This window comes from Halomonas sp. AOP22-C1-8 (assembly GCF_052378905.1).
GTDB classification, from domain to species: domain Bacteria; phylum Pseudomonadota; class Gammaproteobacteria; order Pseudomonadales; family Halomonadaceae; genus Vreelandella; species Vreelandella citrativorans.
Genome location: NZ_JBQSYD010000003.1, coordinates 138,118 through 152,065, shown reverse-complemented (window position 1 = coordinate 152,065; position 13,948 = coordinate 138,118). Strand labels below are relative to the sequence as shown.

Genomic DNA, 13,948 nt, shown 5'->3' with positions numbered 1-13,948 from the left:
ACAGGTGGCTTATGGGTGAATCTCGCGCCTGAACGGTGGTAAAGCATCCAGTAGCGCCTGACCGTAGCGCCGGGTAATCACACGCTTGTCCAACAACGTAATGACCCCCTGGTCGCTCTCTTTACGAATCAGCCGCCCACAGGCCTGCACCAGTTTAATCGAGGCATCCGGCACGCTAATACGCATAAACGAGTTCCCGCCCTGGCTCTCGATCCACTCGGCAAGCGTCGCCCCTACCGGGTCATCCGGCACTGAAAACGGCAGCCGCGTGATCACCACGTGGGTCAAATAGTCACCAGGCAGATCAATCCCTTCAGCAAAACTGGCTAGCCCAAAAATAATACTGCCTTTGCCCTTGTCGGCCGCCGCGCGGTGCCGCTCAATTAACTCTCTTTTGGGCAACGCATCCTGGGCAAGCACCCGCTCTCTGATGGCCGCTGGCAGGCTTTTCTCTACCGCGCGAAGCTGCGCACGAGAAGAAAACAGCACCAGGGCCGCCTCCTTCTCGGTCAATTGCGTGACAAACTGGGCGATCGCATTTTCATGTGCATCGCGATCACCCGGGTCCGTCGCCTCCTTTGGCACACGCAGCACCGCATTGGCATAATCAAACGGGCTGGGCAACGCCTGGTAGCGGTACCGATTAGCCAACCCGGCACGCTCCTGAATGCGTTCAAATCGACCCAGTGCAGTCAGCGTTGCCGAGGTGACCACTGCGCCATGGCAGCGCCCCCACAAATGCTTGGCAAGTGTATGGGCCGCTGATACAGGGCTTGCAGAAAACTCAATCTCGGGCTCACCCGCCACCCGACTTAGCGTAAGCCACCGAGCACTTGGCGGCGCGTTAGGGGCATCCTTTTCACTAAACGCTTGCCATAAGGCGTGGGCTTCCAGGGCGCGGCCATGCAGCAGAGCGACCAGTGGCAACCAGCTTTCCGCTTGCTCGCGATCAAGCCCGGTCTGCTTATCAGGATCAAGGCTTTCACGCAGAATCTCGCTGATGCTTTCCAGACAGCGCGAGAGCGTGGCAAACATCACCAGTAGCTGCTGCGCCTGTTCACGCAGCGCATCAGGCACCTGGCCTTTTTCAAACCGCGATTGCAGTGTGTTTTCTTCATCGGACAGCCCATTGGGCCGCCCCGCCAGCTGGTGCCCTACGCTAAACACATCGCCTAGCACAGGTTCCAAGCCATGGATGGCCTCGGGCAGGCTTGCCAGTAAGCGCGCGATGGTGGTCTGCACCGCCAACGCCTGATTCAGGTCGGTCAAACTGCTTTTAAGCGTGTTTAACCAACGCACACAGCCGTGTACGGCAAACCGATGGGCGAAATGCGAAAGCGCCTTATCAGGCAGGTGATGGCCTTCATCAAAGACAAAAATGCAGTCGGCAGGATCGGGCAAAATCGCCCCACCTCCCAGCGCCAAATCCGCCAGCACCAGGTCATGGTTGGCAACGATGACATCCGCATTTTCAAGATCACGACGCGAGCGAAAAAAGGCACAGGCGCCAAAGTGGCCACAGCGCCTACCGGTGCATTGGCGGTGGTCTACTGTTAGCCGCCGCCAGTGGGCATCATCAATGGTGGTGGGCCAGTTATCGCGGTCGCCCTCCCACTTACCCTGCCCATAGGCGTCCGTCATATCAGTGGCAAGCACGGTAAAATCGCTACTTTCGGTTTGCAGCGACTGCTCGAATAGCGAAAGCGTCGGGTTAGGCTCAGCGCCTTCCATTACCTGGTCCAGCTTGGCCACACACACATACCGGCCGCGACCTTTCGCCAACGCGTAGCGAAAGGCAATGCCACTATGGCTGGCAAGCGCGGGCAAGTCTTGATTCAGCACTTGCTCTTGCAAGGCAACCGTAGCGGTCGAAATGACCAGCCGCTTACCACGCGCTTTCGCAATAGGTAATGCAGCGATCAGATACGCCAGCGTTTTGCCGGTACCGGTGCCTGCCTCCAGCACACAGACATGACTGTCGCTGGTGCGCTTGCCTTCGCTATCGCTTTCGATGTCCCCTAACGTGCGGGCAATCTCAGCAATCATCAGGCGCTGCCCGTAGCGTGGCGTCAGCTCAAGCTTTTCCACCACGCGACGATAAGCGTCCTGAATATCGCTTTTTAGGGCATCATCAAGCATGTGCTTTACAGCATACCTTCCGGCGGATGTTCGCAGGGCAGTTTGCCGTTGATATAGCGTTCGATCTCAGGCAATGAGAAGGCATCTTCTTCGCCCACAAAGCTGATGGAAACGCCTTTGGCGCCTGCACGACCGGTACGACCAATACGGTGAACGTAGTCTTCCGGGTCTTCAGGCAGCGTGTAGTTGATGACGTGGCTTACGTCTTCAATGTGAATTCCGCGGCCTGCCACATCCGTAGCAACCAACACTTGAATATCACCTTCGCGGAAACGCTCAAGCGTAGTGATGCGCTGGTTTTGCGGTACGTCACCCGACAGCATGGCCGCACTGATACCGGCTTTTTTCAGCAGGTCATCCAGCTTACGAACCAAATCGCGGCGATTACCGAATACCATCACACGCTCAAAGCTCTCTTGCTCAAGCAGGTTTACCAGCAGGCGCTGCTTATCGTCGTCCGAGACGAGATAAACACGCTGGTCAATATCCGCCTGGTTTTCAACCGTGACTTCAATCTCAACGTGGGCTGGGTTAACCGTCCACTGATTGGCCAGATTGAGAATATCGTCGGTAAAGGTGGCAGAAAACAGGAACGTCTGGCGCTCTTCTGTCTTCGGCGTGTAGCGAATAATACGCTTCACGTCAGGAATAAAGCCCATCGACAGCATACGGTCGGCTTCATCCAATACCAGCACTTCCACTTCAGAAAGGTCGATATCGCGCTTTTGATGGAAGTCCAGCAAGCGGCCTGGCGTTGCGACCAGGATATCAATCTTTTTGCCCAGACTTTCGCGCTGCTTTTGATAGTCCATCCCACCAACAACGCTGGCCACGTTCAACTGCGTAAAGCGAGCAAGCGCCTTGGCGTCTTTTTCGATTTGCAGGGCCAACTCACGCGTAGGCGCAATAATCAGCGCTCGCGGCGCACCGGGCTTTTGACCATTAGGTGCAGGCTCTTCAAGGAAGTACGCCATTACCGAGATCAAAAATGCAGCCGTCTTGCCGGTACCGGTTTGCGCTTTACCCACTATATCGCCACCCAGCAGCGTTGCACGTAGCGCTTCAGCCTGGATCGGTGTGCAGTATTCAAACCCTTGGGCATGAATGGCGCGCATCAACGGTAGCGGCAGATCAAAGTCATGAAAGCGCCATTTGCCAGCCACGGCAGGCACCTGAAACTGACGAAGATCCCAGCTAGACTGGCGGCGACGCGGTTTCCGACGGCGACGTTTCGGCTTGCGGTTCTGGGCCGATGCTATGGTCTGTTCCGACTCGCTCATAGGCTATGTATCTGTCCATTACTGTGAATGTTAGGCATCACGAAGCGCGTATTGTATCAGGGGTTGGCGCTAAGAGCGCGTCCTGCTGTCGAAGGTAGGCCAGAGCCTGTTAGAATATGGCTTAATTCGACATAAGGAGCGCGACATGACGCGTAAGAAAAAAACACGTTCTTTGGCTGACAAGGTGACGATTCGCACCGGGCGCCGCAAAGACTATAAACAGTGGCGCCATGATAACCCCGACCAGGTGACCTCTTCACGCCGTTTTGTCGCCAAAAAGCAGCAGCAGCGTAAACTGCAGGCAGAGCGCAAGCTGGCGCGCCAACAGGAGGGCCAAAGTATCGCCATCCATCCTGACAAAGAGGCGGATCATACGCCAGAGGATAAATCGTAATGCGATTGGTTTCTTTCAACATCAACGGCATCCGCGCTCGGCTTCATCAGTTGCAGGCCTTGATTGATACCCAGCAGCCTGACGTTATAGGCCTGCAGGAAACCAAAGTACAGGACAGCGAGTTCCCCCTGGCCGATGTAGAGGCTATGGGCTATCACGTCTATTACCATGGGCAAAAAGGCCACTATGGGGTGGCGTTAATGTGCCGCCAAAAGCCCCAGGACATCTTTTATGGCTTTCCCGATGATGGCGAAGAAGCGCAGCGGCGCATGATTGGCGTACGCTTGCTGGCTGACGACGGCGAATCAGTCACCGTTTGGAACGGCTACTTCCCACAGGGTGAAAACGTTAGCCATCCGACGAAATTTCCCCATAAAGCGCACTTTTACCGCCAACTCACAAGTCTGCTCAACGAACATTACCGTGCGGACGAGCGTCTAGCGATTATGGGTGATTTTAACATTTCACCTGAAGATCAGGATATCGGTATTGGCGAGGCAAGCCGCAAGCGCTGGCTGCGTGAAGGCAAAGCAAGTTTTCAGCCGATTGAGCGCGAATGGCTGGCGGGCATCAAAGCCTGGGGACTAACCGACAGCTATCGCCTTTGCTACCCAGAGAACAATGAATGGTTCAGTTGGTTTGATTATCGCTCCAAAGGCTTTGACCGCGAGCCCAAACGTGGCCTACGGATCGACTATATTCTGGTAACACAGCCACTTGCCGACTGCATTCAGGCAGCAGGGATCGATTATGAGCTGCGCGCGATGGAACGCCCCTCCGACCATGCACCGACCTGGAGCGATTTTGCGATTACGCTCAGTCCTTCTGACGTTAATTGAAATTGGCCAGCCATTGGCTGGCTTCTTCATCGCCCAACTCAGCTGCCTGAAAAAGTGCCTGCTCGGCCTGCTCTTCATTTCCCCAGGCATAAGCCAACTGCCCATATTGGCGCCAGTCCTTGGCCGCTTGGGTATATTCAGCCAATGCCTGCCAGGCACTTAGCGCATTCTCGACGTGCCTGGCCTGCTGCCAGGACGTGGCGAGCAAGCGTAACGAGTGCTCATCTCGCTCAAGCTCCCCCTTCGCCAAGGCATTTTCCACATGTTCAGCGGCCCGCGCAGGCGTTCCTCCACTTCGATGTAACTGAACCAGTAGCCAAAAGTCATCCTTTGATTCCAGCTTACCCAACTGCCACGCCATTTCCCACAAGCCAGCGGCGACGCCTGGCTGGCCTGCCTGCTGGGCAAGCCCCGCTGCCTGCTGCCACGCGTCTCTATCGCTTTGTGGGCCCAGACCTTCAACCAACCAGCCAAGCGCCTGTTCGCTTTGCCCTGAATGTCGTAGTACGGCAAGCGCCAGCGCTTGCTGGCTCTCATCAAGCGCTTGTGTTTGCTCAACGGCCTGATTCAGCTGCTCAGCGGCAGCATCCCACTGCGCCTCTTGCGCCATCAAACGCACCAACTGCCATAGCGCGGCGATATCCTGCTCGCTCTCTAGCCATTCGCTCAATAAATCAATGGCCTGCTCATTTTGCCCCGCCACACGCCGCAGCGACGCTTCTTCACGCAACCAACGCGCTGCCTGCTCTGTACCCACACCGCTGGTCTGACGCGCCAATGCGAGATGATCAGCGGCCTGAGCAGGCTTTTCCTGGCGAGCCAAAGCGCTTGCCGCCAGCTGATGGTAGAGCGCACTGGCCCAACGGTCAGAAACATTTCCTCCAGCCAATCGATTCGCCTGGGCGGTGGCGCGTTCAGCCACAGTCTCAAACGCACCACTTTGCAACTGCTCTTGCTGCGTTTTCAAATCACGAATGATGTCACCCGAAAGCGGTGTATCGGCCTGGGCGGCAGAAGCCCAAACACTGAACATTAGAATCCATGCTAAACGCTGCATTCCGCTACCTCAATTGAAACTCTATGCGCTGTGTGGCACGCCGGATCTGCTGGCTGCTGGCAAACTGCCACTGCCCAATAGCCTTTTGGGCGGCGTCATCAAATACACGCCGTGGCTGAGAATTCGTTACTCGAACGGAGGACCGGTCAACGCTACCATCGCGACGAATAATAAATTCCACCTCAACGAACCCTTCCATACCTCTGCGCTGCGCGCGCGGTGGATAATTAGGGTTAACACGATTGGTAGGCGCTACCTGCCCGACACTTACTGGCTCGTTGGAAGGCAGCGCTTCGGCTACCGGGGCCGCTTCACGCTGAGCGGGTGCCTCCGTGGGCGTTGCTACTGGCGCTGCTTCCGTCGGCGGCTCTGGGGACGGCTCAGGTGCAGGTTCCGGCTGCGGTGCGGGCTGAGGCTCGGGCGCTATTTCCGTTAACTCCGGCAGCTCATCATCCATCTCCACCGGCTCGACGGGTACGTCAGGTAGCTCTACATCAGGCAGCGTAATAGCACTATCGGTTACCGGAGGCGGCTCGGGTGTCGGCATGGGCGGCGGCGCCTGCTGAGGCGTGGCTTGCGCAGGCTGTGGCGCTGGCGCCTCTTGCTCAGGCGCCACTTCTGGCGCTTCCACCATATTCATGGTCATGGTCATTATCGGCGTTTCAGGCTCGCTTTCTGGCGGCGTTACCAGTAGCGCCAGCAGCCAAAATAGACCCACTGCCAGCGTAATTCCCACCAGAAAGGACACCGCATGACGCATCATGGCGCACTCCGGCTCGCAGCGACGGCCACCTGCTCTACCCCAGCCTCTTTAAGGCGATCCATAACTTCAATGAGCAACCCGGTCGTCGATGCCCGGTCCGCCTGGATCACGGCAGACCCTTGCTCGGTCAACATACCGGCCACTTCCCGCCCTACGTGATGGACATCCACTGGCTTACCGTCCACCCAGACAGCACCTTCAGGCGTAATAGCCACCAGCACCTGCGCTTCCGGGCGTGGACTCGCCGCACTCGATTCCGGGCGTTCAATCTCGATACCGCTCTCTTTAATGAAGCTGGTCGTTACGATAAAGAAGATCAGCATAATGAACACCACATCGAGCATGGGCGTCAGGTTGACTTCATTGCTTTCTGCGTTTGCGTCCATTGAACGGCGTCTACGCATCACTCTCCTCCAAGGCACGTGCCAGCCGGTCATGCAACCGCTGATCTTCTCGACGAATCACATGCTCTAAACGACTAATAAACAGAAGCCCTACGACCGCAATCGCCATGCCGGTTAACGTTGGCAGCGTTGCACGCGCCACGCCATCGGCCATCGCGCGCGCCTGATGCGTGTCACTCATCGAAAGGCTATCAAATACGGTAATCATGCCGGTAACAGTACCCAGCAGGCCTAGCAAGGGGCAGAACGCGACCAGCAGCTTTAACCAGGGCAGCGGACGACGAAGCCTGGCCACTAGTGCTTCTGTCCACACGTGGCGTAGCGTGCGCGCGCTCCAGCTGCGGTGGTCGCGGCGCTCCGCCCAGCGACGAATCAACTGCCGGCGGGCGGAACGCCAGGTAATGCGGTAGTACCACCAGCGCTCTATCGCCATGCCGAATACCAGCACCGCGACCAACGCTAGCACGACCAGAACCGCACCACCGGCATCGACTAACCGCTCTACCGGTTCAAGCCAGAGAGGTAGCGTGGGCATATCAATTCACCGACGTAGCATGAGCAGTAGATTGAGCTTCCAAATGATCCGCCAAGGTCGCACTCGCCTCGCCTTCAATCACCTGGCTTAGGTGACGGCTGCGGCTTGAAAGCGCCGTTTGCGCAAACAGCAAAGGCACCGCCGTAATGAGGCCCAGCACCGTGGTGACCAATGCCTGGCTAATCCCTCCTGCCATGAGCTGCGGATCGCCGGTGCCAAACACGGTAATCGCCTGAAACGTTACAATCATGCCGGTCACCGTACCTAACAACCCCAGCAGCGGTGCAATAGCAGCCAATAGCTTAACAATGGGCTGACCCCGCTCAATGCGCGGCAACTCTGCCAGTACCGCTTCATCCAAACGTGCTTCTAACGCTTCAGGGGTTTGGTGCTTATCCATCTCTTTAAAGCGAAGCAACACGCGGCCTAGTGGGTTATTCGACTGCAACTGATTAAGCGACTGACGTTGGCGGCGCACGCGAAGACTCTGTAGCACCAAGTAGGCATATTGCCCCAGCGCCACCAGCAGACCCAACACCCCCAGCACGACGATGACATAACCGACGTACCCGCCCTGCTGGAAACGCTCCCACAGGCTAGGACGTTGAGAAAGCGCCTGTAAAACGGGGCCTTGAGTGGGGTCAATCAGGAATTCCCTGCTTTCTCCCTGATGGTAAGCCGCGAGCACACTTTGAATTTCGTCTGGCGTACGCGGCGCTTCGGCCAAATGACTGACGTCACCTTCTTGCTGAAGTAGTGCATTTTCCGTAAACGCGGCGAAGTCACCCAATCGAACCACGTTACGGGGCGCGATCGTGCCGCTGGAATCCGCGACCGGAAGCTCCAAACGTTCAACCTGCCCGGTTTTTGCAGCCAGCGTTGCCAAACTGTCGACCACGTTTTCTAGCTGACGACGTTCAAGCACTTCCGCGTTATCCAGGCGAGGCGGCAGTATCTCTTCTTGCAAGGTTAACCAGCTATCTTCACCCAATGCGTTGCGCACTTCGGTACTGTGTCGCGCAAGGTTTGCCAACAAGCCGGAAAGCGCTTCACCCTGTTCGTTCTGGCGCTCGGTTAACTCACTGGCCTGCTCAGCCTGCTCGGTTTGCTGGGCTTGCAGCGCCTCACGCTGCTCCTCGGCTGACTGGTGGGCGGCGCGAGCCTCTTCAAGCGCTGCATTTAACGCTTGCTGATCTTCCAAAAAGCGCGCCAAGCGCTCCTGGTCACGCGCCTCAGCGGCCTGGCGTGCTTCGCGTAGCGATGAAACAGGCTCACTTTGCGCCGAGACGCCGAAACTGACGGCGACAAGCCCCACCAACAAACCAGCACTTACCAGGCGTTGCAGACGTTGACGATTGACGCTCATGGCTGACCTCCCTGCTGTTCTGCAACGGTAATGGATAGCGGCAACCTCAATAGATCCGGCGTGCGCTGGTCAGCGGCGATGCGCAGACCATTGCGGACTTCGCGCCGTGCTCGCTCATCCAACGGTAGCCATTCATGGTTGGCGGCATCCCAAACACCGCCTTCCCGAGCGTCTGGCGTCAGGTAGTAAAATCCAATTCTACCGACGCGTAGATAATCTACTTCCCGAGCATTGCCTTCAGGGCTTTGCAAACGTCCGCGCCAGTTATCAATGTCACGGCCGTATTCAAGCTCTACTCGCCATGCTTCTAATAAGCCGTTGATCCGCTCAACGGTATTGCTGCTCTGCGCCTCATCAGAGTGCACGACTCGAGCCAAGCGCTCATCGCGCAAGAACGGCATATCCTGCTCAATCCAGCGCGTTAGCTGTGCTTGCATATCCTGCTCGATAAGCGGTAGCGCCGCGCGTGTCTCTTCCAGAGTATTCAGTGCAGTACTTAAACGCTGCTGACGTTCGGCTTCTTCTACCAAACGCGCACTTAGCGACGCGTTTGTGGCCTCCATTTGGCGAGTCTCACGCTCTAGCCGACGTAACTCTTCTAGCGCGCCCCGGGTCTCTTCATCGGCTGCATCAATTTGCTGCTGCAGGGCCACCTGGGTTTGTTGGGCTTCTACGCTCTGGGCCGCCTGGCCCGCTGTTTCATCGCTTGCCATTAGCCCACCGCTGACTAGCACGAAGGCTAAGCAACACGTACGCACGGCAAAGAAAGACCTGTTCAGCACGTCGACTCTCCATTACTGCCTAGCGAGCTTTACCATTAGCCACACTAGAAACCAATTAAGTATAAGAACGATTTGCGTTTAAATTCTACGCGTTAGCCTACCACCATCTCAATAAATGACAATATTTATCATTAACATTAAGACGTTTTTTGCTTTATTTTGGGTATAAAAAAGGGCGCCAAATGGCGCCCCGCTTATAATGGTGATGCTTGATGTCTTAAACGTTCAACATGACACATGTCTTTATGGCTCAGTCTTTATGGCACGGCCTTTATGACACAGTCTTTATGACATAGCCTTTGGTTAGCGGCGCGAGTGGAAGCTCCCACGCCTGCTCACGGCTTACCCATTTGGCTTCAGCGATTTCAGCGGCCGCCTCTACCGGCTCATCAATCACCAGCCCATAGAGCTGCGCTTCAATCGTCATGCCAGGCTCATTCGCCGCCGGGGCCTTCTGTACGCCCAAAGGAAGCAGCCGGTCTTCAGTGACATGCAAACCGAGCTCTTCTTTAAGCTCACGACATAGTGCTGCCAGTGCCGTTTCACCCGGGTCGATCTTACCGCCCGGCTGCATAAAGAAAGCGGTGCCCTGTTTACGCACCAGCAGCAGTCGACCATCAAGGTCACTTACAACGGCCGCTGCGATTTTCAGTACACTGGCCGTGTTTGGCGTTACATCTGGCATGGCCCTTCCCTCTTTTTACCGCTTACCGGATGAGACTATTAAAACTCCCAGTCATCATCTTCAGTGGCAATGGCTTTGCCAATAACGTACGAGGAGCCAGAGCCTGAGAAGAAGTCGTGGTTTTCATTCGCGCTGGGCGACAGAGCCGCCATAATCGTCGGGTCAACGTCGGTCACGCTACTGGGGAACAGCGGCTCATAGCCCAGGTTCATCAGCGCTTTGTTGGCGTTATAATGAAGAAATTTCTTCACATCTTCCGACAGCCCCACTTCGTCATACAGTGACTCGGTGTAGCGCACTTCATTATCATACAGCTCAAGAAGCAGCTCATACGCGTAATCCTTGACTTCCTGCTGACGCTCGGGCGTGGCTTCTGCCAAGGCTTGCTGGAATTTGTAGCCAATGTAGTAACCGTGTACCGCTTCATCGCGAATAATCAAACGAATAAGATCAGCGGTGTTGGTTAGCTTGGCGTGGCTGGACCAGTACATGGGCAGATAGAAGCCCGAATAGAACAAAAAGGACTCCAAAAACACGCTGGCCACCTGGCGCATCAACGGGTCATCAGAGCGATAGCGCTCCAGAATCAGTTCTGACTTAGCCTGGAGCGTGGGATTCTCTTCACTCCACCGGAAGGCATCATCCACATCGCGCGTGGCGCATAGCGTCGAGAAAATCGAGCTGTACGAGCGCGCATGCACCGACTCCATAAACGCAATATTGGTGTATACCGCCTCTTCATGGGGTGTGCGAGCATTTTCCATTAGCACCGGAGCACCAATGCTGCTTTGGATCGTATCCAGCAGCGTCAGGCCTGTAAACACGCGAATGGTTAGCTGCTTTTCCTGCTGGGTCAGTGTGTTCCACGATTGAATATCGTTGGAAAGCGGCACTTTTTCCGGCAGCCAAAAGTTACTGGTCAGGCGATTCCATACTTCAAGATCCTTGTCATCCTGAAGACGGTTCCAGTTGATCGCATTCACCCGCGATAAGCGTTGCGTGGTAGTCATGAAATAACTCTCATTAAAAGCGCCGTATTACATACGGCGCACAAGTACAGAATATCAAATGCTGGCAATTTGCCAGGCACGGGCATTAAAGCGTGCAGGAAACACAGCCTTCCACTTCAGTACCTTCCAGCGCGCTTTGGCGCAGACGAATGTAATAGAGCGTTTTAATACCTTTTCGCCACGCGTAAATCTGCGCCTTATTGATATCACGCGTTGTCGCAGTGTCCGGGAAGAACAGCGTCAATGAGAGCCCCTGATCAACGTGCTTGGAAGCCTCAGCGTAGGTATCAATAATCTTCTCAGGGCCAATTTCATAAGCGTCCTGGAAGTAATCAAACGTGGACTCGCTCAAGAACGGCGCAGGGTAATAAGCACGCCCCAGCTTGCCTTCTTTACGAATCTCGATCCTGGCCGCTACCGGGTGGATACTTGAGGTCGAGTGGTTAATATAGGAAATAGAGCCCGTGGGCGGCACCGCCTGCAAGTTGCGATTATAAAGGCCGTGGGCCATTACCGAGGCCTTGAGCTCCTGCCAGTCCTGCTGAGTAGGCAGCGTGATGTCGCTACGCTCGAACAGGCCGCGTACTTTATCGGTGCGTGGCAGCCACTCCTGGTCGGTATATTTATCGAAGAACTCGCCCGTTGCATATTTGGAGTCTTCAAAGCCTGCAAACGTATCATTATGCTCAATCGCCAAGCGGTTCGACGCGCGGATGGCATGAAAGGCGATGCAGTAGAAATACAGGTTGGTAAAGTCCAACCCCTCTTCAGAGCCATAATAAATGTGTTCGCGAGCCAGGTAACCGTGCAGGTTCATCTGACCAAGACCAATAGCGCGTGACTTGGCATTACCTTCGGCAATAGAGGGTACGCTACGTAGATTGCTCATTTCTGAAACTGCGGTTAACCCGCGAATGGCGATCTCAACGCTTTCGCCAATATTGCCGGCGTCCATTACCTTGGCGATGTTCATTGATCCCAGGTTACAGGAGATATCCTGCCCCATTTGGCGATAGCCAAGATCATCGTCGTATTCGGTAGGTGTATTGACCTGTAGAATTTCCGAGCACAGGTTACTCATATTGATACGACCAGCAATCGGGTTCGCCCGGTTGACCGTATCTTCAAACATGATGTACGGATAGCCCGACTCAAACTGCAGCTCTGCCAGTGTCTGGAAGAACGCCCGCGCATTGATTTTGTGCTTACGGATACGCGCGTCCGCAACCATCTCATGGTATTTCTCGGTAACGCTGACGTCGCCAAACGGGACGCCATAAACGCGCTCAACGTCGTAAGGCGAGAACAGGTACATATCGTCATTACGCTTGGCAAGCTCAAACGTAATATCCGGAATCGTCACGCCCAGCGACAACGTTTTAATGCGGATTTTCTCGTCAGCATTTTCACGCTTGGTATCCAAAAAGCTCAGGATATCGGGGTGGTGCGCATTCAGATAAACCGCGCCAGCGCCTTGGCGAGCACCCAGCTGGTTCGCATAGGAGAAGGCGTCTTCCAAGAGTTTCATGATCGGGATAATGCCCGACGACTGATTCTCAATACGCTTGATGGGCGCGCCGGACTCACGGATATTGCTCAACAAAAAGGCAACACCGCCGCCCCGCTTGGAAAGCTGTAGCGCTGAGTTAATCGAGCGACCGATCGACTCCATATTGTCTTCAATACGCAGCAAGAAGCACGATACCAACTCACCACGCTGCTGCTTGCCGCAGTTCAGGAAGGTAGGCGTCGCTGGCTGGAAACGACCACTGATTATTTCATCAACCAAGGATTTTGCCAGCGCTTCATCGCCGCGCGCTAGGGTCAGTGCCACCATGCATACGCGGTCTTCATAGCGCTCAAGGTAGCGCTTACCGTCGAACGTTTTTAGCGTATAGCTGGTGTAGTACTTGAAGGCACCTAAAAAGCTTGGAAAACGGAATTTGTAGGCATACGCCTGCTCAAACAACGCTTTAACAAAAGCGAAGCTGTATTGGCCGAGCATCTCCGCTTCGTAATAGCCCTCTTCCATCAGGTAATCGAGCTTTTCTTCCAGCGAGTGGAAAAAGACGGTGTTCTGGTTAACGTGTTGCAGGAAGTACTGACGTGCTGCTTCACGGTCTTTATCCAGCTGTAGCTCACCGTTGGCACCGTACAAATTAAGCATCGCGTTTAGCGCGTGGTAATCCAAAGTACGCGCTTCGGAAGCTCCCGTAGCCGGCCGTTTGGGTTCAGCCTGGTTTTTCGTGACTAGGTTTGTCGTTTCCAAAACTCTTCTACTCCTTTGCGAACCTTGGCCACGTCATCGTCGGTGCCAAATAATTCAAATCGATACAGCAATGGCACACGGCACTTTTCTGCAATAACGCGCCCTGCCAGGCCATACGCATCGCCAAAATTAGTGTTACCGGCAGCAATGACGCCGCGAATAAAGCGTCTATTCTGCTCATCGTTAAGAAAGCGAATAACTTGCCCTGGCACCGCACCTTTTGCCTCGCCGCCCCCGTAGGTGGGCGTGATTAATATATAAGGTGCTGTGGCATGTAGCGTCGGTTCATCACGCCCTAGCGGAAGGCGCTGTGCGGCCAGACCAAGTTTTTGTACAAAACGATGAGTGTTACCTGATTTGGTGGAGAAATAAATTAGGCTGCCGACCTGGGGTGTTGCAGCGGCGGCGTCCACCAACATAGCAAT

At 55.2% G+C, this 13,948-nt stretch carries 14 protein-coding genes; 2 read left to right on the top strand and 12 right to left on the bottom strand.

The features are described 5' to 3' along the window. Positions 1–9 precede the first annotated feature (9 nt). Entirely contained in the window at positions 10–2,139 is a 2,130-nt protein-coding gene (gene dinG / locus ACT3TY_RS02970; protein ID WP_444627297.1) for an ATP-dependent DNA helicase DinG, read from the bottom strand. Between the two features lie 5 nt (positions 2,140–2,144). Next, complete coding sequence (gene rhlB / locus ACT3TY_RS02965; RefSeq protein WP_444627296.1) at positions 2,145–3,419, bottom strand: ATP-dependent RNA helicase RhlB; 1,275 nt, start codon at positions 3,417–3,419, stop codon at positions 2,145–2,147. A 145-nt stretch (positions 3,420–3,564) separates the two neighbouring features. Here rhlB and ACT3TY_RS02960 point away from each other — a divergent pair, with 145 nt between their 5' ends. Together ACT3TY_RS02960 and xthA are read left to right on the top strand one after the other, a co-directional pair. Then, entirely contained in the window at positions 3,565–3,813 is a 249-nt protein-coding gene (locus tag ACT3TY_RS02960; protein ID WP_172116396.1) for a hypothetical protein, read from the top strand. After that, entirely contained in the window at positions 3,813–4,652 is an 840-nt protein-coding gene (gene xthA / locus ACT3TY_RS02955; protein ID WP_444627295.1) for an exodeoxyribonuclease III, read from the top strand. The genes ACT3TY_RS02960 and xthA overlap by 1 nt, the downstream gene beginning before the upstream one ends. Here xthA and ACT3TY_RS02950 read toward each other — a convergent pair. The 10 genes from ACT3TY_RS02950 to nrdI all read right to left on the bottom strand — a co-directional run bounded on the left by ACT3TY_RS02950 (position 4,645) and on the right by nrdI (position 13,942). Beyond that, a complete protein-coding gene (locus tag ACT3TY_RS02950) occupies positions 4,645–5,709 on the bottom strand; it encodes a hypothetical protein (protein WP_444627294.1) in 1,065 nt (354 codons plus the stop codon). The two genes, xthA and ACT3TY_RS02950, sit on opposite strands and share 8 nt — an antisense overlap. A 4-nt stretch (positions 5,710–5,713) precedes the next feature. Beyond that, on the bottom strand, positions 5,714–6,472 hold the full coding sequence (locus tag ACT3TY_RS02945) for an energy transducer TonB (protein WP_444627293.1): 759 nt from the start codon (positions 6,470–6,472) through the stop codon (positions 5,714–5,716). Further along, positions 6,469–6,876 (bottom strand): ExbD/TolR family protein, encoded by a 408-nt coding sequence (locus tag ACT3TY_RS02940; RefSeq protein WP_172116392.1) that lies wholly within the window; start codon positions 6,874–6,876, stop codon positions 6,469–6,471. The genes ACT3TY_RS02945 and ACT3TY_RS02940 overlap by 4 nt, the downstream gene beginning before the upstream one ends. Then, entirely contained in the window at positions 6,869–7,411 is a 543-nt protein-coding gene (locus ACT3TY_RS02935) for a MotA/TolQ/ExbB proton channel family protein (RefSeq protein WP_444627292.1), read from the bottom strand. Before ACT3TY_RS02935 ends, ACT3TY_RS02940 begins: the two co-directional genes overlap by 8 nt. A gap of 1 nt (position 7,412) precedes the next feature. Then, on the bottom strand, positions 7,413–8,777 hold the full coding sequence (locus tag ACT3TY_RS02930; RefSeq protein WP_441677075.1) for a MotA/TolQ/ExbB proton channel family protein: 1,365 nt from the start codon (positions 8,775–8,777) through the stop codon (positions 7,413–7,415). Further along, entirely contained in the window at positions 8,774–9,559 is a 786-nt protein-coding gene (locus ACT3TY_RS02925) for a DUF3450 family protein (protein ID WP_441677074.1), read from the bottom strand. The genes ACT3TY_RS02930 and ACT3TY_RS02925 overlap by 4 nt, the downstream gene beginning before the upstream one ends. A 271-nt stretch (positions 9,560–9,830) precedes the next feature. Then, complete coding sequence (locus ACT3TY_RS02920; RefSeq protein WP_192526379.1) at positions 9,831–10,244, bottom strand: NUDIX hydrolase; 414 nt, start codon at positions 10,242–10,244, stop codon at positions 9,831–9,833. Positions 10,245–10,282: 38 nt separating this feature from the next. Continuing rightward, complete coding sequence (gene nrdF, locus ACT3TY_RS02915) at positions 10,283–11,254, bottom strand: class 1b ribonucleoside-diphosphate reductase subunit beta (RefSeq protein ID WP_087109253.1); 972 nt, start codon at positions 11,252–11,254, stop codon at positions 10,283–10,285. Positions 11,255–11,339: 85 nt separating this feature from the next. Beyond that, on the bottom strand, positions 11,340–13,523 hold the full coding sequence (gene nrdE / locus ACT3TY_RS02910) for a class 1b ribonucleoside-diphosphate reductase subunit alpha (protein ID WP_253926942.1): 2,184 nt from the start codon (positions 13,521–13,523) through the stop codon (positions 11,340–11,342). Next, positions 13,505–13,942, bottom strand: a complete 438-nt coding sequence (nrdI, locus tag ACT3TY_RS02905) for a class Ib ribonucleoside-diphosphate reductase assembly flavoprotein NrdI (protein WP_172116387.1) — start codon at positions 13,940–13,942, stop codon at positions 13,505–13,507. The genes nrdE and nrdI overlap by 19 nt, the downstream gene beginning before the upstream one ends. Positions 13,943–13,948: the final 6 nt, after the last annotated feature.

Coding starts and splice junctions, on each gene's coding strand:
- rhlB (WP_444627296.1), bottom strand. CDS start 3,419: ATGAGCGAGTCGGAACAGACCATAGCATCGGCCCAGAACCGCAAGCCG.
- ACT3TY_RS02960 (WP_172116396.1), top strand. CDS start 3,565: ATGACGCGTAAGAAAAAAACACGTTCTTTGGCTGACAAGGTGACGATT.
- xthA (WP_444627295.1), top strand. CDS start 3,813: ATGCGATTGGTTTCTTTCAACATCAACGGCATCCGCGCTCGGCTTCAT.
- dinG (WP_444627297.1), bottom strand. CDS start 2,139: ATGCTTGATGATGCCCTAAAAAGCGATATTCAGGACGCTTATCGTCGC.
- ACT3TY_RS02930 (WP_441677075.1), bottom strand. CDS start 8,777: ATGAGCGTCAATCGTCAACGTCTGCAACGCCTGGTAAGTGCTGGTTTG.
- ACT3TY_RS02950 (WP_444627294.1), bottom strand. CDS start 5,709: ATGCAGCGTTTAGCATGGATTCTAATGTTCAGTGTTTGGGCTTCTGCC.
- ACT3TY_RS02945 (WP_444627293.1), bottom strand. CDS start 6,472: ATGATGCGTCATGCGGTGTCCTTTCTGGTGGGAATTACGCTGGCAGTG.
- nrdI (WP_172116387.1), bottom strand. CDS start 13,942: ATGTTGGTGGACGCCGCCGCTGCAACACCCCAGGTCGGCAGCCTAATT.
- ACT3TY_RS02935 (WP_444627292.1), bottom strand. CDS start 7,411: ATGCCCACGCTACCTCTCTGGCTTGAACCGGTAGAGCGGTTAGTCGAT.
- nrdF (WP_087109253.1), bottom strand. CDS start 11,254: ATGACTACCACGCAACGCTTATCGCGGGTGAATGCGATCAACTGGAAC.
- ACT3TY_RS02920 (WP_192526379.1), bottom strand. CDS start 10,244: ATGCCAGATGTAACGCCAAACACGGCCAGTGTACTGAAAATCGCAGCG.
- ACT3TY_RS02940 (WP_172116392.1), bottom strand. CDS start 6,876: ATGCGTAGACGCCGTTCAATGGACGCAAACGCAGAAAGCAATGAAGTC.